Genomic DNA, 21,424 nt, shown 5'->3' with positions numbered 1-21,424 from the left:
TACTAAAAAACCCCCATAGCAATATCAGGAAGTTCATCAGAAAAATCTTGGAGCTTATCAAATTTTAACAGACCGCTAGTTGACCCCCAGGCTTTTTCGTGAGTATTTACATCATACCCTGTATCTCTGCTAATCCATGTGTTTTGAGTAACTTCCACTTCGCTCACTTAAGTCATTGAACCATCCGACGAGGAATTAAACACTTATTAGCTGGTTCAACTTCCCCTACAAATTTATCTCCTTAACGTTTGAAAATAATCGTACACCCTTCATGCAGTTCAATACAATCAGAAGTAACAGTTGCCAGAATTTCTAAATCTTGTCCTGCCCCTGTATGCAAATCTGGGTCTTTTAGGGCATAATTTTCAACCCTAACATTATCTCCTTGAGGTATAATTCTTTGTACATTTTGATGATGAGGATGCCAAGGATTATGATCGTATATTTGCTCACAGTAAAAACCTATCCCGCCAAAAAAAATCGTAAGGTAGGGGACGGAAAAAGATGCGAATTGGTTCTTCGACAATTTTGCTCATCGCTCTTTATCGTAAAACAGGATTTTTATTTTTTAGTTGTTGATATATATCTGTAGTTACCATAAATAATTGATGAATTAACTCAGTTGAGATAAAATTTCTCGCTTGGAGCTTTGGGCCTTAGCTTGAATTAGCCAAATGGTGTTTCTAATAGTTCAATCACTTTTTCTTCTGTTAATCCTGGAAATAAGTTAAGAAAGGGACTGTTCATTGTTAAGAATTGAATAATTTTACATTTCTTCCCATAAATAATGCATTTGGCCTGTTCTGTTGATTAATCCTAATCGGTGGCACCAGCATCCCGAAGTATCTGTTCCATTTCTTTTAAATTAAGTTTTTGGGTATATTTTAAAGGAGTATAACCCCAATCATTTACTGCATTGACATCTGCCCCTTTCTTCAACAAGACCTTGACTACTTCTTGGTAGTTGCGTGATACTGCCCTCATTAAACAAGTTGCATTTTCCTTGTCTTTTACATTGACATCAGCACCTTGCTCGATTAAAGATTGGACTAATTCTAAATTACCCTTCTTACTTGCTTCTAAGAGGGATTCATTAACGTCACTCATAAGTTTTCACAATCAAAATCAGTATTTACAATAAAAATGAGCAAGGGATCTATGCCCGTTAGTTAGACTACTTAGTCCAACAATCAGTCATAGAATACCTTACCCGATTAAGATTCGTTATTTTATTGTCATTTGAGACCAACCTATTACTAGGACATAGCATTAATAACGTAATCTAGGTAAGCAGTTAATTCAGTTGCTGCTTGACCAGACATATCACGACCAGGACAAACGCGATCGCGGATTTTAGCTAAACCTGTCACATAAGTATCAGTGCTAATTCCTAATGATTTATAAACTTCACGAGCACCTGCAATACCCCATTCGTCAACTGGACCTGTACCACCAACAACTAAACAATAGTTTATTAGACGTAAGTAGTGAACGATATCACGCTTACACTTAGATTTTTGTACATCTTCACCAATATCTTTACCACTTCCATTGGGGTACTTGGCATAAATTGCGTCAACAGCTTCTTGAGCAACAGCATCATAGTTAGCAGCTAATTTTTCTGCTGCTTCCAAACGAGCTGCTCCACGTTGTAAACTACCTTGAACTGACTCTAAGTCAGAACTACTAGGATAACGACCACCTAAATCAGCAGATGCAATAGCTGTGGTTACAACTGATTTCATTATTGAGATTCTCCTTAAAATTGATAAAGCAAAAAAAAATGGATTAATGTATGAACGGAAAATTATTTGGTTCTAGCTAATAGCTGCAACAACAGCATCAAAGTAACCAGACACTTCAGAAGCTAAAGAAGCACACGCGCCATCTTGTTCAGTTACATTCATTTTGCGTTGAGAAGCTGTATTGCTAACAAAAGCTACTGCTGCTGCTTTCATAATTCCCACTGCACGAGCTGCACTTCCTGCTGGTACACCTAATGCTGCATAAGTTTCTTTCAAGCCATTTAAACAACGGTCATTGAGTACGGAAGCATCACCTGCTAAAAGAGCATAGCAGATATAGCGAAGAATGATATCACCGTCACGCAAGCAAGCTGCCATTTTGCGGGTAGTATAAACACCGCCACCAGGTTCAGTTAAACCAGGACTTTCACAACAGATACCTGAAACAGCATCACTCACGATACAGCTTGAATTACTAGCAATAAAGTTTACTGCATCAAGACGTTTGTTTCCATCTGCGATAAAAGATTTGAGTCCTTCTAGGTCAGCACCACCAATGAAACCATCCTTCTTGCTGTTTGCCTCAACTACAGCTTTGGAAAATGCATCAAGCATCTTTAAATCTCCTGATTTGAATATTTTTTTCTTAGTCCCTTATTTTTGAGGGATTAATTCTAGGTTAGATTAATTTAACCGTTCGGAAACAATAATAAAGGGTAAAGTTCCATTTTGTCTTTGATTATGATCAACTAATTAATGTTTTGTAACAAAATTAACTATTGTGACAATTTGTTTCTCATAAACCATCCATCATAGTATGATGCGTTATAAACTTAAAACTAGCTAGAAAGCGAGAGTTAGCCATGAATTAAAACCAATGGTTGTCAAGCGCGACGGGTTTTAAGCCGTCATTATTCTTAACAATAAGAGTCCAATTTTTATGTTAATCCAAAATTTAAAAAGTGAGGTGGTGCAAATTGTATGGATGTCAGCAACACTTAATTAATCAATCCCCTGACGTGATGGCAGTTCTTGAGTATATCTGTTCAGAAGCCAATAAACTAACAAATTGTGGAATTTACTATTGCCGTCAAATGCTCTTCAAAGCCGGGAAATTTTTAACAAGAGGTGCATTGGACAAGGAATTGAAAAGCAACATTCATTTTCAAGCAATGCGCTCAGCTTGCGCTCAACAGACATTGCATAGTGTAATTGAATCTTTTTATTCCTATGGGAAATTATTGAAGCTATACAGGGAGGAAAAATTACACTTTAGACCAAAGCCACCCAGTTATCGAAAAAAAGGCGGGATGGAAATAGTAACATATCCGGCTCAATGGGTCAAATTGATTGATGGACAATTAAAATTTACCCTCGGAAATCAGGTAAAAGCATGGTTTGGAATTGACCATTTTTTCTTACCCATGCCCTCAAATCTGGAATTTAACTCAATTAAAGAGTATCGAATCCTTCCCAGAAATAGATGTTTTTACATTGAATTTGTTTATAACCAACAAGAAATTAAACCTGTGGAAGACAATGGTAATGTATTAGGGATTGACCCTGGATTAAATAACTGGATAACTGGAGTTTCTAATACAGGAAAATCATTCATTATTGACGGGAAAAAGGTCAAGTCTCAGAACCAGTGGTACAACAAACAAGTTGCCAAACTCAAGATGGGAAAGTCGCAAGGATACTGGGATGATGCACTGGCAGAGATAACAGAAAAGCGCAACCGTCAAATGAGAGACAACATTAATAAGGCTGCAAGATTCATTGTTAATTGGTGTCTTGCTAATAACATTGCAAATATTGTTTTTGGTTGGAATCCATTCAACAAAGATGGTATTAACATTGGCAAAAAGAACAATCAGGAATTTGTCCAAATTCCTACAGCTAAGTTGAAAGATAGAATATTCCAACTCTCTCAACAATATGGGATTAACTTGATCGAGACAGAAGAGAGTTACACTTCTCAAGCTAGTTTTTTAGATAATGATTTTCTACCAAAATATGGTGAAAAACCCAAGAGGTGGAAAGCATCAGGAAAGCGGGTTAAAAGGGGTTTATATCAATCTTCTGATGGTAGTTTAATTAATGCTGATTGTAACGGCGCGTCTAATATTATGAGAAAGGTAAGGACACAGTTAAATTTAGATTTAACCAAGGTCTGTAAGGTAGTTTTGACTCTGCCAAAACGGTATTTTTTGGATTCTCTTTCAAAAAAATATCGTAAGCGTTGTGAGGGCGGTTTCAACCCACTCACAGCATCCGCTTAGAATCCTCGTCTCGTGATTAGCGGGGAGAAGTCAATCTGAATTAGTCATTACACCAATTTCTTTAAATTTTCAAAAAACCATAATTAAGGAGAAAAATATGGGCAATTTAGCCTTATCAGCAACTCTAGGATTAGATGCTTTTGAAGTTGATCCATTAGAGTTGCGTTCTAATTATACAGAAGACGACTTGCAAACTGTGATTCGAGCAGTCTATAAACAGGTGTTAGGGAACGAATATATAATGGAAAGCCAACGTCTCGATAGCCCAGAAGCTCTATTGAGAGATGGATCTATTAATGTACGTGAGTTTGTCAGAATTGTGGCCAAATCACCTTTATACCAGTCTCTATTCTTTCATAGTTCTTCCCAGTATCGGTTTATCGAACTCAACTTTAAACACCTTTTAGGTCGTCCACCTCTAGATCAGTCGGGAATTGATGAACACGTTTTAATATATTCTGAGCAGGGATATGATGCAGATATAGATTCTTACCTTGATAGTAATGAGTATATTGAAAGTTTTGGGGAAGATATTGTTCCTTATCCTCGTAGCATTGCCTCTCAAACCGGAATAAAAACAGAAGGCTTTAATCGGATGTTTTCTTTATTACGAGGACCTGCTACAAGCGATCGCGATAATACTGCTAAGTTAATTTCCTCTTTAGCAGCTAATTTAGCAACTCCAATTAAAGCACCAGCAGTTGGTAACGGAGCAGCTTCTGATAGTACAAGCAAGCGTTATCGGGTTCAATTTTCTACAGCGACAACTAATGCTCTCTTAAATCATTTAAGTAAGCAGGAATGGACTGTTGATTTTAGTCAGTTGTCTCCCACATTTAAACGAATTCATGAACAAGGTGGTAAGATTCTCAGTATCACTGAGTTAGTGTAACGTTTTTTCTTTACTATTCAGGACTTACGCATGAGATGCTAAAAATTAGGATTTGAGATTGCGACCCATAGGGAAGCAATGATGAAAATACGTTTTAATGTGTAAGTCCTACTATTCTTAAACCAATCATATCAGGAGGAATTTATGGGCAATTTAGATATGTCAGCAACTCTAGGATTGGATTACTTTGAAGTTAGTCCCCTAGAATTGCGTCCCAATTATACTGAGGAAGATTTACAAACGGTCATTCGTGCAGTATACAAGCAGGTACTAGGAAACCAATATATAATGGACAGCCAACGTCTTGATAGTGCAGAATCAATTTTAAGAAATGGCTCAATTACTGTTCGTAGCTTTGTCAGGATGGTGGCACAATCTTCTTTATATCAGTCTTTATTCTTTCATAGTTCTTCCCAGTATCGGTTTATCGAACTGAATTTCAAACACTTATTAGGTCGTGCCCCTCAAGATCAATCTGAAATTGATGAGCACGTCAGAATTTATAACGAAGAGGGATACGAAGCAGAGATTGATAGTTACCTTGATAGTAATGAGTATATTGAAAGTTTTGGGGAAAATATGGTTCCTTATCCTCGTAGCATTGCCTCTCAACCCGGAATAAAAATAGAAGGCTTTAATCGGATGTTTTCTTTATTACGAGGCTCTGCTACAAGCGATAGCAGTAATACTGCCAAGTTAATTACTTCTGTCGCTGGGAATTTAGCAACTCCCATTAAACCACCTAGTATGGGTAATGGTGCAGCTTATGATAATACATCTAAATCTTTCCTAATTGAGTTTGACGCCCGTACTGCTGATGCAAGGCTAAATCGTCGTGGGAAAAGACAAACAACTGTTCCCTATTCTCAAATGAACGACACTGTTCGCAATATTCATAAAAGTGGTGGCACAATTACTAAGATCACTGAGGTGGCTTAAAATCAAAGATATAGCAGTTCTTTAACATAAGAAGTATCGTTTTATATCCCCCCCTGCCCCGCTTTGTAAGCTATCCCTTATAAGGAACTCCTGAAAACCTTGTGGGGAGGGTGGGAGGTGTGGGGAGTATGGGAAGTAAGAATCTTGTCTTCATTTCTCAAAAAAATGTATTTTGCAATACACTTTTCTTCCGAAAAAGCCTCTCCCAAACTTATACATAACTTATCTGTTTTGTCAAGTTTTATGTTAAGTCAAAGATGTGGGTAATGGATAGCTTTGTAAGGGGGGAGCCTTCAAAGTCTCCCTTTCTAAGCTATGCTTTATAAGCAAAATTCTTTACAAAAGTGGATAATGGCTATTATCAAAAGCTTACGAGCATTTTGTTTGTTTTACTAATTTGACAAATTGACTAACTTGTGTACTCCTAAAAGTTGTTTTTTGTCATTGCGATCGCAACGACACTAGGAGCTGTCAGAATGTAATACATCAAATGATATTTTTGTCAAGTTTTATGTTAAGAAATATGTTTATAAAGCATAGCTTTCTAAGGGGGATTTAGGGGGATTATAAATGTACTTCATAACTGTGGGAATTCCTGCTATAGTAGTCAGTAACAAGCAAAATAATTGCTGTTCTGGCTATTATAGTTTTTTGATATTTGCCGATCAATTTTTCATTCAACTTAAATTTTTGTGAGAGGTATTTAAAATGACACAAATGACAACTATTGGAACTCCCCAAATTAGTAATTATGATGATCGCATTGTTGAAATTGAGGTGACAGGAGTCTGTCGTCAAGATGTTAAACGGGTGAGTTCTTACAAAAAGAAAGTCGCTCATAGTCGCATGAATGAAGCAATGCGAGAGATTTATTCCCTAGGAGGAAAAATTGTAGGGGTTACAGTGTTAGGCGAATCATAAGCAAATAACCAGCAATAAGTACAAGTGCCAATGGTACGGTTCTGAAGCTATGGGTAGTTGATAGATTTTTTCCATCATCAAAAACTTGCTTTGAGTCTGGTCATGTCCAAGATATGCCGTTAAGCCTGAGAACTTATGATTGCCCTGACTGTGACTTGTCAATAGATCGAGATTTAAACGCAAGTATAAATTTGAGAGAGCGAGTGCGTAATTCTGAGCTTTCCATTTCCTCCCGAAAGGCTTTGCCAACAGAATCCAAGACGCACTCAAGAAATGCGGTCGGCTCGACCGTCAATGCCTGTGGATGAGTAACTGCCGACGGCCGTAGGGACGTTGCATGCAACGTCCGTACAGCAGGAAGTAAACGTCAATTTATCACGTTATGTGACGCTTTGTATCAGTTTTATAGAGCAGGAAAGGTTGTAGGCGTTACAGTGTTAGGCCAATGATCAGCAAATAACCAGCCAGTTGAAACTGACGTCTAAAGTTAAGACGACGGAAGAAAAAAGAGCCTTAAAAATAGGTAAATTGACTTCTGAAAACCTAAGACGCATTTAAAATGCGTCTTAGCTTAATTAACCCCAACTTATGAAGATATATGATCAACAATACTTTATTTCGCCCTTCTGTAATCAGAGCTGCTCGACAAAAATTCAATCCTGAAGGTTTTGATTTAGCAAAAGCTATAAAAAGAAGAAAAATTGCTTTAAATGCTCCTCCGCCTCCTGAAAAGAAAGAACCTGGTGAAAGTCATATCAATGCTTTTTCAGATTATCAACCAATAGAATTAATCGAACCCAGTTCTGAAGCAGAACGAGAGCTTGTCATTGAAGCAACTTATAAACAGGTGTTTGGTAATGCTCATCTGATGGAGAGTGAGAGATTCCCCCAAATTGAATCTCAACTCCGACGTGGTCAAATCACTGTGCTGGAATTTGTACGTCAGTTAGCTAAATCCGATCGATATCGAGTCTTGTTCTTTGAGAGATGCACTAATTTAAGAGCAATTGAATTAAATTTTAAACATTTGCTGGGCCGCGCTCCCGAAAATTACGAGGAAATCTCTCAACATATTAAGATTTTGGCAGAAGGTGGTTTTGCAGCAGAAATTGATTCCTACCTGGATAGTGATGAATATTGTCAAAGTTTTGGGGAAAATATAGTTCCTTACTATAGAGGATATCAAACTCAAACTGGCAAAAATTTAGCTGGATATACTCATTCCTTCCAATTGTTGCGCGGTGCTTCTAGTAGCGATAAATCAATTTTGAGCAACACTTCACCTCAATTACAAGAAGCGCTGATTGGTGATAAACCTACTAAAATTGAACCTCTTTCCAGAGATCTAGCGCCAAAACCAAGAAAATCCCCTGTAAAATCAGTAGAATATAAATTCACAGACCTCGAAATTAGTGGCTATAAGTATAAATCACCAGAGTATTTAGCGACTCCTGTTTCACCCAATACTTGGTTGCAACAGTATAAAGCTAGTGAAGCTGCTGCTACTTTTCCTGCTGCTAGAGAAAGTCAACCAGTTAAATTATTTGATGGTGCTTCTGGCGAAGAACTGGAGATAGTTATCCGAGCAGCTTATAAGCAAGTTTTTGGCAATGTCCATCTGATGGAAAGTCAGAGATTACTCACTGCTGAATCAAAATTAAAAGATGGACAATTCACTGTTAAAGATTTTATTCGGGAGTTGGCACAATCAGATTTATATCGCTCCTTATTTTTTGAGACTTGCGCTAATGTCAGAGCCATAGAATTAAACTTTAAGCATTTGCTTGGTCGGGCTCCAGATAGTTTCCAAGAAGTATCCGAACATATTGCTATCTTAGCTGAAGGGGGCTTGGCTGCAGAAATTGATTCTTATCTTGATAGTCAAGAATACGAGGAGAATTTTGGTAAGGATACTGTTCCTTATTACGTCAGCTACGCGACACAAACTGGCAAAAATGTAGCTGGATATAATCGTATTTTCCAATTAATTAAAGGTCAAAGTAGTAGCGATCGCTCTATTTCATCCTCTATTGAATCTAGTAAGCGTTCTCAACTAGAGCAGTCTTTACTAAAAGATGAAATTAAGAAACCAATAGTTTTCAATCCCGAAGGGTTTAACTTAGCCAAAGAATTAGGTGTTGGTATTTACCAACCGGATTCTCCGACACCTGCAATCAGCGATCCCTATATCAAGGCTTTTGCTGATAGTAAACCGACAGAATTATTTACTGGAGATTCCGTTGGCAACCAACAGCTTGTAATTGAAGCAGCTTATAAGCAAGTTTTTGGTAATGCTCATCTGATGGAGAGCGAGAGATTACCGCAAATTGAATCTCAACTTTCTAGTGGTCAAATCACTGTGAGAGAATTTGTCCGTCAATTAGCTAAATCTGACCGATACCGTGCCTTATTCTTTGAGAAATATTCAAATTTAAGAACAATAGAATTAAACTTCAAACATTTGCTAGGTCGTGCCCCTGCAAATTACGCGGAAATCTCCGAGCATATCAAAATCTTGACAGAAAAAGGTTTTGCTGCAGAAATTGATTCCTATATTAATAGTGATGAATATACTCAAACTTTTGGAGAGAATATAGTTCCTTATTATCGGGGATATGAAACTCAAACTGGTAAAAATCTGACAGGATTTACCCATTCCTTCCAATTGTTGCGTGGCGCTTCTAGTAGCGATAAATCAATTTCCACAAATACTTATGCTAAATTAGACCGAGCAGTACTGAGCGATCGCTCTAATCAAATTACAGACTTTTCTGTAGATGTCAATGCTAACGATCTAATTAGCCAAAGTGTCGAGTCTCAAACAATACCACCTAGTGAGTATCCTGTTTATAGTGGAACATCTGTAAGTCAAAGATCTTTTATCTCCCAAAACGTATATAAAGAAGTAAATGCTGCTCCGATTAAGTTTAAGTTTGTTCCTAAGAGTTCATTTGAAAATGTAGACTTAGCCATTCGAGCTTTGTATAAACAGGTTTTGGGTAACGCTTATGTTATGGAAAGTGAACGATTAACTGTTGCTGAATCTCAATTAAAAAATGGTGATATTACTGTTCGTGGATTTGTACGTTGTTTAGCCAAATCAGAATTGTATAAATCTCGATTTATTGATAATTGTCCCCGTTATCGTTCCCATGAATTAAATTTCAAGCATATTCTTGGCCGCGCTCCCGACAGTTATGAAGAAACTGTCTATCACAGTCATATCCTAGATAATCAAGGTTATGAAGCTGATATTGATTCTTACATTGATAGTAAAGAATATGAAGAAGCTTTTGGGGAACATATAGTCCCTTACTATCGAGGGAATCAAACTCAAACAGGTAAGAGCTTACAGGGATATACCTATATGTTCGAGATGTTTGAGAGTCTCTCTACAAGTGATCAAGCTAGTTTGAGTGGAAATCAATCTAGATTACAAAATCAGCTAATGTCTAACAATCCTAATATTCTTCAATCTGTTAATGATAGTCAACCGATTACTGATACCGTTGAGTTAGTTAGAAAAGTCCTGAATCTTATTTAATTAATAGGTTGAAGAATTAGCATCTGTGATAGAATACAGATTAAACTTAAGTAAAAATAAGGAGATTAATTAAAATGTCTGAATCTGAAGGAGTCTTTTTTGTAAATGCTCTGATTATTACGTTTCTTCTACTCTTAGGAATTTACATGATTAAAACTCCCGAGGAAAGAGCGAAGTAACTCGGTGAAACCCAAAAAAAGAGCCTGTCTAACGATTTTTTTGACTAACCTATTTGGATATAGCCTAGTAGTCGTAGGGAAACTCATCTTGGCCATGAGTCCCTACTGACTTGATTAGACTTAGGAATTAGAGCAAAATAAAACTGGATAAAATTAATTACGCTCCAGGGGTTGGAGTGGCAGAACCCAGAATTTCCCGGTCTTATTTAATTTCCATTCCTTAGCCAGAAACAAAGAAAGCAATTAATTCTGGTCTATTCTAGAATTAAATGTCAGACTGTATTTTGTCACAGAAATTATTGTAAATTGTCTTTTTTATATCTATATTGAATAATGGTTCAAACTTTACCTAACCGAGTGAAAAAATCTAATAATAATCAAGTCAAGGTTTCAGTACAGGATCGAGAAAAAACCTTAACTGAAAAATACCGCGATAGTTTTCCTGACACTCCTCCTGTAACATTTAATAGTGATTCTACTTCCCAAGAAAATGTGGAATTAGTTATTAGAGCTGCTTACAAACAAGTTTTTGGTAATGCTCATCTGATGGAAAGTGAGCGATCGAGAGAAATTGAATCTGAGATGCGCAATGGTCAGATAACAGTCAGCGATTTTATCAGAAAATTAGGAAAATCTGAGCGATATAAAGCATTATTCTGGGAAAAATGCCCTAACGTAACTACTATAGAGTGGAATTTTAAACATTTACTGGGTCGCGCTCCCGAAAGCCAGGATGAAATTGCTCAACATATCAAAATCTTGACAGAAGATGGTTTTGAAGCAGAAATTGATTCTTATATTGATAGCGAGGAATATATCCAAAACTTTGGAGACGATCAAGTACCTTACTTCCGAGGTTACTCCTCCCAAACTGGCAGGAATGTAGTAGTTTTTACTCACTCATTCCCATTATCAGGAGTTGCTTGTAGTAGTGATAAGTCAACTTTGGAATATACTAGCCCCAAATTACAAACTAATCTGATCCAAAATAATCCTAGTAGTATTCCTCCTCTTCGCCCTATTCCTGACTCATATCCCGAATCTCTAGTTTTACCTCCTGAAACAAATATTTCTTCTGAGTTCAGGATGATGGCAAAAGACTTACTTTACAATTTTGCCCTCTCTAACCTTAACGCGCTCAATCCTCCTAGTCTTCAATATTCAGTCATTAGTCCCAAAAAAGTTCCTCAAAGATCGTCTTTTGTTGAGCCGAAGAGTAAGGATAAATCTGTAGATGTAGAAACTTCTACAGAAAATGTATCAGATATCTCTGATAATTCACCTGAAGACACTATAAGGTTGTTAAATCTTAATTTCGAGAGAGGTTTATTGGCCAAAGATTACTCAACTTCTCAAAATTCATCTTCTGCTCCTCGACCCAATCGCCGTCCAGGATCGAACCTGAAGAAATTTATTGAGATGGCTCGTAATATACCCGCTCGTTTTCTAGATAAGTAGGGTTTGCTGAAAAAGTCTTTTTTAAGGAGTAGGGGACCCACCCCTAACCCCTCCGGTGGAGGGGAAAAGGGGAGTAGGGGAGTAGGGGAGAATTTTTTTGCCCAGCTCTCGCCCACAATAAGCTCCTTTTTGAGAATAAAGAGCTGAAAACCAGGTATTTTTTTAAGATCTAAAAACTCTAAAACCTTTACCTGTAAATGCTTTGAGATTTATTCAGCAAGCCCTAAGTAATAGCTGAGGAGTCATTTCAATTATTAGTTATCAGTACCTCTGGCTGTTTGCGCAGCATTCCGTAGGAAACCCAGAGGCTTGAAATACTGAAGTTCATTTTCTCTTGGTCGATTGGATATGGCGAGGAAACCTCGCCATCCCTCGACCGCTTTTTCATCCCCTTAAAAGGGGAGGCTTGAGACCTTATTTTTTGGTCAATGAAATACGGCCTTATTAAAACTAACAGGACTTACGCACTAGGAACAAGTTTTGGGCGTCTGAGATTGCTTCCTTCCACTCCGTTCCAGTGGCAATGACTTGACTTTAGTAATTATCCGGATTCTATATAATGTATAAAAATTAGGAAGAAATTTCCAACCCTGACGTTTCGTTAAAATGCGTAAGTCCTACTCAAAAACATTATTGAATTTGAGAAATAGCAATTTTAGCAACTTGTGAAATTCCAGGTCGATTATCCTCTAATTTAGCTTCTAAATAAGGTAAAGCTTCTTTTTCTCCTAATTTTCCTAATGCTAGAAAGGCTGCTTTTGATAATTCTAAATTAGATTCATCTAACAGAGGAATAAGTTTGGTTAATGCCAACGCTGGTGGTATTCTACTTAAAGCAGCGATCGCTTCCAGACGGACTTCAACATCTCGATCCTCAAGAGCAGAAAAGAGTACTTTCTCTAAATCTTTATCCCATCTACTTTCTGCTATCCTCCCTAAAGCTCCTACTACACAAATCCGAACATCTCTGTTATCTGATTGGTATGCTAACAATAATTCTTCAATCCCTTCTGCTCCAATAAATCCTAATGCCCAACTAGCTTGCCCCTTAGATGTACCAGGATAATCTCCTTCTATGATTTCTAATAAAGGTTTAACGGCCACAGCACCCATTTTTGCTAATGCTCCAGCGGATGAACTTTTGACTACTGTATCCTCATCATTTAATAGTGCATTAATTAAAGTGGGAATAGAATCTGGTTCCTGGATTTTAGCTAATCCTTTTCCTGCCGAGCGCCTCACAACGGGGTTGGGATGGTTAGCTAGTGCTTCTAACAAAAAAGGAGTTATTGGTTTGCCAATTTGACCAAAAGCCTCCACAAAACCTAATCGAATCATACCTCGCTTATCTGCCAATGCTTCTACCATTTTTTGCAATAGTTCAGAGTCTTGTGAGTCAAATGTTTTTTGAGCGAGTTGTTCGTTAATTTGTTCTAATAATTGTTCAATTTCTATAGGGTCTGGTAATTTCTCAGAAATATTGACCATGGAAAATTAATAATAAATAAATCAAGAATCTAATAATTTTACCATATCAGAATAATTGTGTTTTTGAGCCATGATCAATGCCGTCAAACCATTTTTTTCCTGAATATCTTTTCGAGCTTTATTTTCTAGCAACACTTGCACTGTGTCAGAATGATTATGGGCTACAGCCATCATTAAAGCAGTCCATCCTTGACCATCTTGGGCATTAATATTTGCTCCATATTCAAGAATAGTTTTAACTGTTGCAGTATGACCACAAGAGGCAGATGCTTGTAAAGCTGTAACACCATATTTATCGGCAGCATTAATATCTGCTTCTTGCTCAAGCAGAATTTTAACGGTTGCAGTTTCCCCTTGTCGAGCGGCCCACATCAAAGCTGTCCTACCAAAGAGGTTGTCTCTGGTATTGATATCATCAACTTGGACAAGCAAAGTTTGTACTAGATCAACTTGACCATTTTTAGCTGCTTCTATCAATTTATCACCAGAAGTGAGTAGAAAACTTCTGACTTTAGTTGCCGTGAAAAGTATATTGGTATTCATCTTTCCGTGTATAAGCTGTTAGTCTTTGTAACTAATCCTTTGAATTAACTGAGTTTTTGGTTAATATATTAAACAAACTTGATGCTCTAGATTTCATTGATGAGAAACAAATTAATAAAACTTCACTGATTAATACTGAGAACTTAAAAGTTAATTTTTATTACTTTTACGACTTAATTGGTTGACAAACTTACAGAAAATATTAAATTAATAGGCAACTCCTGTTGTTTTGACTAAGGGAGTATCAAATATCTTGATTTTTGACAAAAATACAACATCCTCAAAAAAATAACTTGGAGGGTTTTTATGAAGACACAGCCTGTGAATACGAGCTTGATGGAAATTAATCCAATACAGGATTATTCAGATCGTCCATCTTGTTTAAAAGCAATCTATCGACAACTATTTAAAGAAAACCGTAATTTCGATTTCTTTCACAATTCTACATTAGATTCATTATTTTTAGCAGGTGAATTAACAACCCGCGACATGATTTGTGAGTTGCTTTGTTCAGAAATGTATAGAGACTATATTTTGGGAGTTAACAGTAACTATCATTTTATTAGTCTTTGTTTTGAACGAGTTCTTGGCCGTCCGCCAGAACAGCAAGAAAAATATCAATGGAGTTCTTTTTTGGCAACAGAAGGACTCAGAGCTTTTGCCGAACAGTTGACAGGAAGTGATGAATATATAGCAGCTTTTGGCGACAATATTGTGCCAAGTCGTCGCTCTTTAAAGCTTTTTTCCAGCGATCAAAATCTTCCTGCTTTACCTAAAGAACAAAGTATTCAACGCTATGGCGGAGAGGGGAATATTAATCAGTATAGACCTCATTACTATGGGAGTATTCTCCGTTGGGAAAATGGGCAACCCCCCCGTCTTGTGCGTCAAATCTTTTCTGTTATAGCTGTTGCATTCGCAATTGAAGTTATTAGAATCTTTCTGATAGTTGCTATTGCCGCCTTCAAGACAGGTTCTTTTTAATATACCTGTTCTAAAAATATGTAAAATCTGCATAAGATTTCAGTTTGTCCTAATTTCAATTATTGTTTTAATCCAGAGAGAGAAATAACATGATTCATTTAATGACACTTGCTGCTGCTGTTCCCCATACCCCTGAGTGGAGTCCTATGGTTGGAATAGTAATGATTATTTGCAATATATTAGCGATCGCTATAGGTAAGTTCACTATGGCTACCCCTACTGCTGGGCCAGCATTACCTATGCCACAAATGTTTGGCGGAATGGGATATCCTGCTCTGTTAGCAACTACGAGTTTAGGCCATGTGATCGGATTTGGTGCTATTCTAGGATTGGCAAATATAGGGATTCTCTAATCTAGAGAAACGCGATTATGGTCTTCTACCAAGATTAATAAAAAAATATATTCAGGTGAAAAAGTAATGTAGAGATGTTCCACGGAATGTCTCTACAAAACTTTGGAATCCATCAAATTGTAGTAGTAGACAGATTTTTTCCATTTTCTAAGACTTGCTCTAGTTGTGGTTATGTAAAGGATATACCTTTGAACATCAGAACTTATGAGTGCCCAAAATGTGGTCTATCAATTGACCGAGACTTGAATGCCTCAATTAATTTAAGAAAGTGGGTGCTAATTGGCGAGGTCTCCTCAGAATGTAAGATGCACTCAAGAGATGCGATCAGCTTGACCGTTAATGCCTGTGGATGAGTAACCGCTGACGCCTCACAAGAAGCAGGAAGTAAACACTAAAATGTCACTATATAACGTTTTATAGAACCCCTAAGCGTATCTTCATAAATATCAAGTTTTTTTAGCTAGGAGACAGGAGACAGGAGACAGGAGACAGGAGGGAAGATGTGGGGAGAGATCATACAAAAAATTCAACACTCCTTCATATGATTTTTCCTCAAAATTGATGCGCGAAAAAACTTGACTACCATAATTATATAGATCTCAAATGGGTTCTATATCGTTTTTATGAAGCAGGTACATTCAGGATATGCTCTTATATCATGTCCGGATAAGAGCGTGATGAAAAAACCAAAACTATCACTTGCAGTACAAATCTTTTTATTCTTTCTACTCCCTACTCCCTACTCCCTACTCCCTTATTTATAACTGTTCAACCGGATATGATATTATACAGAATTAGAATTGCTTAGAATGCAATCTATCAATATTTATGAAGCAGTGCCAAAATTACTATTTCTAAAATCAAAATTAATTGCCTGTTGTTTGCTACTCCTACTTTGCAAGATAGCCTCGACTTTGGTAAATGTCCAAGAGTAGTCAATAAAAAACAACAAGAAAAATTATTCATGAAATCATTTATTTCAACTGTGATTAATGCTGCTGACATAGCAGGGCGTTTTCCTAACTACTCCGATCTAGAGTGCATTCGAGGCGGTCTACAACGTACTGATGCTCGTATAGAAGCAGCAGAAAAGCTAGCTACTCGTATTGATGCTGTGACAAAAGAAGCTAGTGAATGGGTATTTAGAAAGTACCCCGATCTTACCAAACCTGGCGGACCTTGTGATTCTCAAGTTAAGATCGAAAAATGTTATCGCGACCTAAGTCATTATCTGAGGCTAATTAACTATTGTCTGGTAGTAGGTAGTACTTCTCCTCTGGATGATTGGGCTATTACTGGCCAGCGCGAAGTTTGCCGCGCCCTCAATTTACCTACTGCGCCTTACGTTAGCGCACTTCAATATACACGCGATCGTGCTTGTTCCCCCAGAGATATGTCTCCCCAAGCTTTAGTAGAATTTTGGGTTTATCTAGATTATTTAATTGATTCCTTCTCGTAACCTACCTATATTCACGGAAGTCAGAAGTCAGAAGTTAGATTTGATAGGCTAAAAGCAATGTTACGAATAGTAAGAGCAATAAAAAGACTTCACAGGAGATGTCCCTTTGAAAAAAAAGATAATTTACGCCATAAAAAATGGTATTAAAGCCATTCCCATACGACTCCTGACTCCTGACTCCTAAGAAATACCCTAGATATTTGTAGCAAACATTTATCAATTTGGTATAATACCATTTCTCAAAAACTTTTCTACATTTTGTTGAGCAGGGGACCAACCCCTAACCCCTCCCAGGAGGGGAAATAGGGGGGTAGGGGAGTGGGGGAAAAGCAAACATAAGAATAATTAACATTAACTTTGCTGAAATTAGCATGCAAAGTGATTTTGCTTGTGCTAATTAGTTGACAACTGAAGTACTGCCCAAGTATAGCAATAATGCATGGGAATTGGTATAACACTGAAAGCTTTCAGTCTATGCTTCTGTCGCAAACTGCTGTACGATCTATTCAATAAACTAATTGTTGATTGTAATTAGCACTAGAGAAAATGGATAAGCGTTTTTTCAATTTATTTCCCGGATTAAGTGAAGAAAAAGCAATTGCTTTATTAGAAACACCACTCGAAGAATTAGAAGATAAGTCCGATCTTTATATTGCAGCAAGTCATTTAGTAAACTTTCCTAGCGAACGTTCAATCAATGTCTTAATCAAAACTCTACAAGATAAAAACCCAGTTCTAGAACATAAAATTGCTAGACGTAAAGCGATTGAAACATTGGGACGTTTAAATGCAACATCAGCACTACCTGCAATTAAAGCTTGCTTAGGTGACGAAGACTGTTACACTGTAGAAAATGCTGTCTGGGCAATTGGCGAAATAGGAACTGAAGATCTAGAAATTCTTGCAGAAATTGCTCAACTGTTGGAAAAACCTGGTCAAAGTTATCGTTTGATTATTCAGGTGTTGGGAAAATTTAACTATAAACCTGCAATAAATAAGATTCAACAATTTACAACATCTGATGACGAACCTATTGCTAGTGCAGCGATCGCTACTGTTTGCCGTTTAACAGGGGATTATTCCCAGATGACAAAAGTGGTGGAATTTTTAGAACACTCAAATGTTAATGCTAGACGGGGTTGTATTCAAGACCTAATCGATACTAAATATTATCCATCTATTCCTAATATTGCTAAATGCCCTGTTTCCATGGTTTTTCGTCTCCGAGGAATTAGACTCCTAGCAGGAACAGGCATTCCCACAGGTGAGATTAACTTTGCTGAAATCGAACCCTATTTAGATTTGGTCGTTCGTGACCATCCCAATGATTTAGAATTAGTCCATGAATATGACCAAACTCCTACTTTAGAGTTTGCGATTCAAGAATTATACAGTACAGATTTTGGTAGGTGTTATTTAGCTGGCAAAACCCTTTTAGAGACTTACCCAGAAGTTGCAGGTGTAGCGTTAATGGCAACTTTTGCAGAAAGTGCTCATAATGATTATGGCGCTCACTATCATGTAGTTAAACTTTTGGGTTGGCTGAAATATATTGATGCTTATGAGCTTTTGGTAGAAGCACTGCACAACACAGCACCTCAGTTTCAAAAATCTCGTGGTGCTGCTGCACTTGCTCTGGCTAATTTAGGAGATAAGAGGGTGATACCTTTACTTAGGGAGACTATTAGTAATACAAGAATTTTTGATTTGAAATATGCTTGTTTACTGGCATTAAAACAGTTAGGCGATCGTCAAGTTGCTAATTTAGTTGTTAATGACTCAGATTTATTGATTCAAGCTAAAGCTAAAAAATTGAGTTGAGAATAAATTTAGTTATTGTTATTGATTTTTGCTCCACCAAGCGTGAAATTCCTGGATTTTGTTATGCCTTGGGTTAATTAGCCATAATAAGTCGTGTTATTGTTAGGCGATCTCCTGAGGGTGTACTATTTGTTCCCTTATGGAATTGAAGTTTTATACGAAATACTAAAATTTTTGCTACAAATAACCACGGCTGTTTCCAGGAGTCAGTTAGGGGAGCCGTCGGATTGGCGACGTACAGTAGGAATAGCCTACATATGATTTATTACAGTAAAACTCTGTTTTTAGTCAAATCGACATTTCTGGGTCAAGTTTTTTAACCAGCTAAATTATTCGTAGCATTCTTTTTTATATTAGAGTTGTCGCTAAATAAGGGAAAAAAATTACTCTAACCTAGACAGAGCAATAATTCCCAGCATTTTTGCCATCCAATAGCTACAATCCTTACAGAACAAGGTTTTTGGGATTTTTTTTAAGTTATAAAGCGACAAATCTATTTCATATGAGAAATTTTTTCTCCCAAGGCCAGCCTTTCTAATATATACTTGTAGGCGCTAATTTGTAAGAAACATTGGTATCCTTTGATACTATGTGAGTTGATCGAGTAGAGAAAAAAATATGCAGATGCGTAAGTCTTTAACTGTTTTTTTTACTACAATAGCCGGACTTGTTCTCAGTGCTCCCAACGCGGATGCAGCAGAACTTTATGTTGGTAGCTTTAATAATGATTCAGTTCTTCGCTTCGATAGTAAAACAGGAGAGTTTATTGATACTTTCATCACTGAGGGTTCAGGAGGTTTAGACGGTCCCGTAGCACTAACTTTTAGCCCCAATGACAATAACCTTTATATAATTAGCTTTTTGAGTCGTAACGTTCTACGCTACGATGGCCAAACAGGAGTATTTCTTGATGAATTCATACCCACCGAAAGTGGAAATTTGTTTTTTCCTCAAGATTTAGTATTCGGCCCAGACACCAACTTATACCTCAGTAATACTGGTGCAGATAGTATTAATCAATATGACGGTGTAACAGGAGAATTCCTGGAAGAATTCATTCCTAATCCCAACGATACTACCCTTGTCAATGCTCCTTTTGGAGTCAGATTTGGGCCGGACGGTAAGTTTTATTTGAGCAGCACTTTCACTAATAGTCTATTGAGTTTTGACCCCACCACATCAACTTTGACAACATTAGCAACTATCGAGGAACCTGGTGCATTTCCTGGAGGAATTACTTTTGGTCCTGATGGTAATCTCTATATTGCTAATACTGGTATTAACTCTATTAGTCGTTATAATTTTGAAACCGAGAAAATTGAGCCTTTTGTCCTCAGTATCGATAGCCCAATTCAGCCCCTGTTTGGTCCTGATGGTAATCTGTATGTCAGCAGTAACTCCACAATAAAGGGGATAACTGTTGCCGGGAGTGTTTTCCGTTTTGATGGCCAAACAGGAGAAATTATTGATGAGTTTATCGCTGCTGGAACTGGGGGACTAGATGGAGCTGGATGGTTAGCTTTCTCAGAAGACAGTGTTTCAACACCAGAACCCTCTCTGAATCTTTTTAGCTCAGGAGTTTTACTTGGGTTGGGTTTGCTTGGACAAAAACTGCGACAAAAAAACGTTCCATGAAACTTCTCTACAAGGCTTTTAAAAAATGAATATTTAATTTCCACCAAATGTCTTTTTCTTCTGAAGTTATTGTTGGGTTGCGGGAGAACCTAACCAAACCTACTGGACTGTTTAATCTAAAATAGTGCGTTAGATGGGGAGATGGGGAGATAGGGAGATCAAGACACCTAGAAACAAAAATCTATTGCACAGTTTTAGGTGTGTCAGTCTACTACAGTAAGATCAAAATTTAATCAAATACGGTATAGTTGAATATAAATATGCTGCACTTAATTCGGAAACTTTTCATAACAATTCTTTTATTATCCCTATTTTGCTTGAGTAACCCATCAAATGTAATAGCTGCCACTCAACCACAGAATATTACTCCTACTCAATTAGAAGAATTAGAAAATCTATTTAATCAAGCCTTAAATTCCAGTAATAACGGTGACTTTGCCAATGCCGAAAAATTATGGACTCAAATCCTAGAACAATATCCCGATAATCCAGCAATCTGGAGCAACAGGGGTAATATCAGACTTAGCCAAAATAAAATAGAAGAGGCAATCTCTGATTATCAAAAAGCAATAGAAATTTTTCCTAATGCTCCCGACCCTTATCTAAATCGTGGTATTGCTTATGAAAGACTCAACAAATGGTCAGAAGCGATCGCTGATTACAATCAAGTCATAGAATTAGACCCCACTGACCCAGTTGCCTACAATAACCGTGGCAATGCAGAAGGAGGATTAGGAGAATGGGAAAAAGCCACCGAAGATTACAAAAAAGCTTCTGAATTAGCTCCTGAATATGCCTTTGCTCGTGCCAATTATTCTCTAGCTCTTTACCAAATTGGACAAACTCAGGAAGCAGTAAAAACTATAAAAAGTCTGGTTCGTAAATATCCTAACTTTGCTGATATGCGGGCAGCATTAACTGCTTGTCTTTGGGAACAAGGCAAAAAAGGAGAAGCAGAAAGTAACTGGGTAGCTGCTGTAGGATTAGATCCCCGTTATCAAGACCTTGATTGGGTAGCTAACGTTCGTCGTTGGCCTCCTACATTAGTTAATAGTTTGGAGAAATTTATCAACATAGAATAATTATAATTAGATATCGTAGTAGGGCTTGAGCAATAAAGATAGATATTTCCTGTGCTAAAGTCCTACTACAAATAAAAACTTTTTTATAACTTAATTATC

Annotated in this window: 21 protein-coding genes; 14 read left to right on the top strand and 7 right to left on the bottom strand. The window is 37.2% G+C overall.

Annotation, left to right across the window (positions count from 1 at the left end):
* Nucleotides 1-2: 2 nt before the first annotated feature.
* The 5 genes from F6K18_RS07790 to F6K18_RS07770 all read right to left on the bottom strand — a co-directional run bounded on the left by F6K18_RS07790 (nt 3) and on the right by F6K18_RS07770 (nt 2,360).
* Complete coding sequence (locus tag F6K18_RS07790; RefSeq protein WP_287519895.1) at nt 3-158, bottom strand: CpcT/CpeT family chromophore lyase; 156 nt, start codon at nt 156-158, stop codon at nt 3-5.
* A gap of 83 nt (nt 159-241) precedes the next feature.
* Nucleotides 242-526: a CpcT/CpeT family chromophore lyase gene (locus tag F6K18_RS07785; RefSeq protein WP_287519893.1), complete on the bottom strand. Its 285-nt coding sequence runs from the start codon at nt 524-526 to the stop codon at nt 242-244.
* Nucleotides 527-816: 290 nt separating this feature from the next.
* The gene (locus F6K18_RS07780) at nt 817-1,107 is read right to left on the bottom strand and encodes an ankyrin repeat domain-containing protein (protein WP_287519891.1); all 291 of its coding nucleotides are present in this window, start codon (nt 1,105-1,107) and stop codon (nt 817-819) included.
* Nucleotides 1,108-1,256: 149 nt separating this feature from the next.
* Nucleotides 1,257-1,745 (bottom strand): bleomycin hydrolase, encoded by a 489-nt coding sequence (locus tag F6K18_RS07775; RefSeq protein WP_287519890.1) that lies wholly within the window; start codon nt 1,743-1,745, stop codon nt 1,257-1,259.
* Between the two features lie 72 nt (nt 1,746-1,817).
* Nucleotides 1,818-2,360: a phycocyanin subunit beta gene (locus tag F6K18_RS07770; protein ID WP_287519888.1), complete on the bottom strand. Its 543-nt coding sequence runs from the start codon at nt 2,358-2,360 to the stop codon at nt 1,818-1,820.
* A 407-nt stretch (nt 2,361-2,767) separates the two neighbouring features.
* Here F6K18_RS07770 and F6K18_RS07765 point away from each other — a divergent pair, with 407 nt between their 5' ends.
* The 7 genes from F6K18_RS07765 to F6K18_RS07735 all read left to right on the top strand — a co-directional run bounded on the left by F6K18_RS07765 (nt 2,768) and on the right by F6K18_RS07735 (nt 11,960).
* Nucleotides 2,768-4,027: a transposase gene (locus F6K18_RS07765; protein WP_287519954.1), complete on the top strand. Its 1,260-nt coding sequence runs from the start codon at nt 2,768-2,770 to the stop codon at nt 4,025-4,027.
* A 97-nt stretch (nt 4,028-4,124) separates the two neighbouring features.
* Nucleotides 4,125-4,919 carry a phycobilisome rod-core linker polypeptide gene (locus tag F6K18_RS07760; protein WP_287519886.1) on the top strand — a complete coding sequence of 265 codons (795 nt, stop codon included), beginning with the start codon at nt 4,125-4,127 and terminating at the stop codon, nt 4,917-4,919.
* 144 nt (nt 4,920-5,063) lie between these two features.
* Nucleotides 5,064-5,858: a phycobilisome rod-core linker polypeptide gene (locus tag F6K18_RS07755; RefSeq protein ID WP_287519884.1), complete on the top strand. Its 795-nt coding sequence runs from the start codon at nt 5,064-5,066 to the stop codon at nt 5,856-5,858.
* A 708-nt stretch (nt 5,859-6,566) separates the two neighbouring features.
* Nucleotides 6,567-6,779 (top strand): phycobilisome linker polypeptide, encoded by a 213-nt coding sequence (locus F6K18_RS07750; RefSeq protein ID WP_287519882.1) that lies wholly within the window; start codon nt 6,567-6,569, stop codon nt 6,777-6,779.
* A 14-nt stretch (nt 6,780-6,793) separates the two neighbouring features.
* Nucleotides 6,794-7,087: a zinc ribbon domain-containing protein gene (locus tag F6K18_RS07745; protein ID WP_353735027.1), complete on the top strand. Its 294-nt coding sequence runs from the start codon at nt 6,794-6,796 to the stop codon at nt 7,085-7,087.
* A 290-nt stretch (nt 7,088-7,377) separates the two neighbouring features.
* A complete protein-coding gene (locus F6K18_RS07740) occupies nt 7,378-10,323 on the top strand; it encodes a phycobilisome rod-core linker polypeptide (protein ID WP_287519880.1) in 2,946 nt (981 codons plus the stop codon).
* A gap of 512 nt (nt 10,324-10,835) precedes the next feature.
* On the top strand, nt 10,836-11,960 hold the full coding sequence (locus tag F6K18_RS07735; protein WP_287519878.1) for a phycobilisome rod-core linker polypeptide: 1,125 nt from the start codon (nt 10,836-10,838) through the stop codon (nt 11,958-11,960).
* 630 nt (nt 11,961-12,590) lie between these two features.
* On the opposite strand, the gene F6K18_RS07730 is transcribed toward F6K18_RS07735, so the two are convergent.
* Complete coding sequence (locus F6K18_RS07730; RefSeq protein ID WP_287519876.1) at nt 12,591-13,448, bottom strand: HEAT repeat domain-containing protein; 858 nt, start codon at nt 13,446-13,448, stop codon at nt 12,591-12,593.
* A gap of 21 nt (nt 13,449-13,469) precedes the next feature.
* Nucleotides 13,470-13,991 carry an ankyrin repeat domain-containing protein gene (locus tag F6K18_RS07725; RefSeq protein ID WP_287519874.1) on the bottom strand — a complete coding sequence of 174 codons (522 nt, stop codon included), beginning with the start codon at nt 13,989-13,991 and terminating at the stop codon, nt 13,470-13,472.
* A gap of 306 nt (nt 13,992-14,297) precedes the next feature.
* Between F6K18_RS07725 and F6K18_RS07720 the strand changes: the two genes are divergently transcribed.
* The 7 genes from F6K18_RS07720 to F6K18_RS07690 all read left to right on the top strand — a co-directional run bounded on the left by F6K18_RS07720 (nt 14,298) and on the right by F6K18_RS07690 (nt 21,325).
* Entirely contained in the window at nt 14,298-14,975 is a 678-nt protein-coding gene (locus F6K18_RS07720) for a phycobilisome rod-core linker polypeptide (protein WP_287519872.1), read from the top strand.
* Between the two features lie 89 nt (nt 14,976-15,064).
* Nucleotides 15,065-15,328: a photosystem I reaction center subunit PsaK gene (gene psaK / locus F6K18_RS07715; protein WP_287519871.1), complete on the top strand. Its 264-nt coding sequence runs from the start codon at nt 15,065-15,067 to the stop codon at nt 15,326-15,328.
* Nucleotides 15,329-15,402: 74 nt separating this feature from the next.
* Complete coding sequence (locus F6K18_RS07710; protein WP_287519870.1) at nt 15,403-15,681, top strand: zinc ribbon domain-containing protein; 279 nt, start codon at nt 15,403-15,405, stop codon at nt 15,679-15,681.
* A 611-nt stretch (nt 15,682-16,292) separates the two neighbouring features.
* Nucleotides 16,293-16,787, top strand: a complete 495-nt coding sequence (locus F6K18_RS07705; protein WP_287519868.1) for a bleomycin hydrolase — start codon at nt 16,293-16,295, stop codon at nt 16,785-16,787.
* A 546-nt stretch (nt 16,788-17,333) separates the two neighbouring features.
* On the top strand, nt 17,334-18,608 hold the full coding sequence (locus tag F6K18_RS07700) for a HEAT repeat domain-containing protein (protein ID WP_287519866.1): 1,275 nt from the start codon (nt 17,334-17,336) through the stop codon (nt 18,606-18,608).
* 618 nt (nt 18,609-19,226) lie between these two features.
* Nucleotides 19,227-20,243: a hypothetical protein gene (locus F6K18_RS07695; protein WP_287519865.1), complete on the top strand. Its 1,017-nt coding sequence runs from the start codon at nt 19,227-19,229 to the stop codon at nt 20,241-20,243.
* A 260-nt stretch (nt 20,244-20,503) separates the two neighbouring features.
* A complete protein-coding gene (locus F6K18_RS07690; protein ID WP_287519863.1) occupies nt 20,504-21,325 on the top strand; it encodes a tetratricopeptide repeat protein in 822 nt (273 codons plus the stop codon).
* Nucleotides 21,326-21,424 lie beyond the last annotated feature (99 nt).

It is taken from the genome of Okeania sp. SIO2C2, assembly GCF_010692625.1.
Classification (GTDB): domain Bacteria; phylum Cyanobacteriota; class Cyanobacteriia; order Cyanobacteriales; family Microcoleaceae; genus Okeania; species Okeania hirsuta.
The sequence above is the reverse complement of the archived record's forward strand: the minus strand, read 5'-3'. Positions and strand labels throughout refer to the sequence as shown.

Excerpts from the sequence above, each read along its gene's own strand:
- F6K18_RS07780 (WP_287519891.1), bottom strand. The coding sequence starts at position 1,107 with ATGAGTGACGTTAATGAATCCCTCTTAGAAGCAAGTAAGAAGGGTAAT.
- F6K18_RS07775 (WP_287519890.1), bottom strand. The coding sequence starts at position 1,745 with ATGAAATCAGTTGTAACCACAGCTATTGCATCTGCTGATTTAGGTGGT.
- F6K18_RS07770 (WP_287519888.1), bottom strand. The coding sequence starts at position 2,360 with ATGCTTGATGCATTTTCCAAAGCTGTAGTTGAGGCAAACAGCAAGAAG.
- F6K18_RS07765 (WP_287519954.1), top strand. The coding sequence starts at position 2,768 with ATGGCAGTTCTTGAGTATATCTGTTCAGAAGCCAATAAACTAACAAAT.
- F6K18_RS07760 (WP_287519886.1), top strand. The coding sequence starts at position 4,125 with ATGGGCAATTTAGCCTTATCAGCAACTCTAGGATTAGATGCTTTTGAA.
- F6K18_RS07755 (WP_287519884.1), top strand. The coding sequence starts at position 5,064 with ATGGGCAATTTAGATATGTCAGCAACTCTAGGATTGGATTACTTTGAA.
- F6K18_RS07750 (WP_287519882.1), top strand. The coding sequence starts at position 6,567 with ATGACACAAATGACAACTATTGGAACTCCCCAAATTAGTAATTATGAT.
- F6K18_RS07740 (WP_287519880.1), top strand. The coding sequence starts at position 7,378 with ATGATCAACAATACTTTATTTCGCCCTTCTGTAATCAGAGCTGCTCGA.
- F6K18_RS07735 (WP_287519878.1), top strand. The coding sequence starts at position 10,836 with ATGGTTCAAACTTTACCTAACCGAGTGAAAAAATCTAATAATAATCAA.
- F6K18_RS07730 (WP_287519876.1), bottom strand. The coding sequence starts at position 13,448 with ATGGTCAATATTTCTGAGAAATTACCAGACCCTATAGAAATTGAACAA.
- F6K18_RS07725 (WP_287519874.1), bottom strand. The coding sequence starts at position 13,991 with ATGAATACCAATATACTTTTCACGGCAACTAAAGTCAGAAGTTTTCTA.
- F6K18_RS07720 (WP_287519872.1), top strand. The coding sequence starts at position 14,298 with ATGAAGACACAGCCTGTGAATACGAGCTTGATGGAAATTAATCCAATA.
- psaK (WP_287519871.1), top strand. The coding sequence starts at position 15,065 with ATGATTCATTTAATGACACTTGCTGCTGCTGTTCCCCATACCCCTGAG.
- F6K18_RS07710 (WP_287519870.1), top strand. The coding sequence starts at position 15,403 with ATGTTCCACGGAATGTCTCTACAAAACTTTGGAATCCATCAAATTGTA.
- F6K18_RS07705 (WP_287519868.1), top strand. The coding sequence starts at position 16,293 with ATGAAATCATTTATTTCAACTGTGATTAATGCTGCTGACATAGCAGGG.
- F6K18_RS07700 (WP_287519866.1), top strand. The coding sequence starts at position 17,334 with ATGGATAAGCGTTTTTTCAATTTATTTCCCGGATTAAGTGAAGAAAAA.
- F6K18_RS07695 (WP_287519865.1), top strand. The coding sequence starts at position 19,227 with ATGCAGATGCGTAAGTCTTTAACTGTTTTTTTTACTACAATAGCCGGA.
- F6K18_RS07690 (WP_287519863.1), top strand. The coding sequence starts at position 20,504 with ATGCTGCACTTAATTCGGAAACTTTTCATAACAATTCTTTTATTATCC.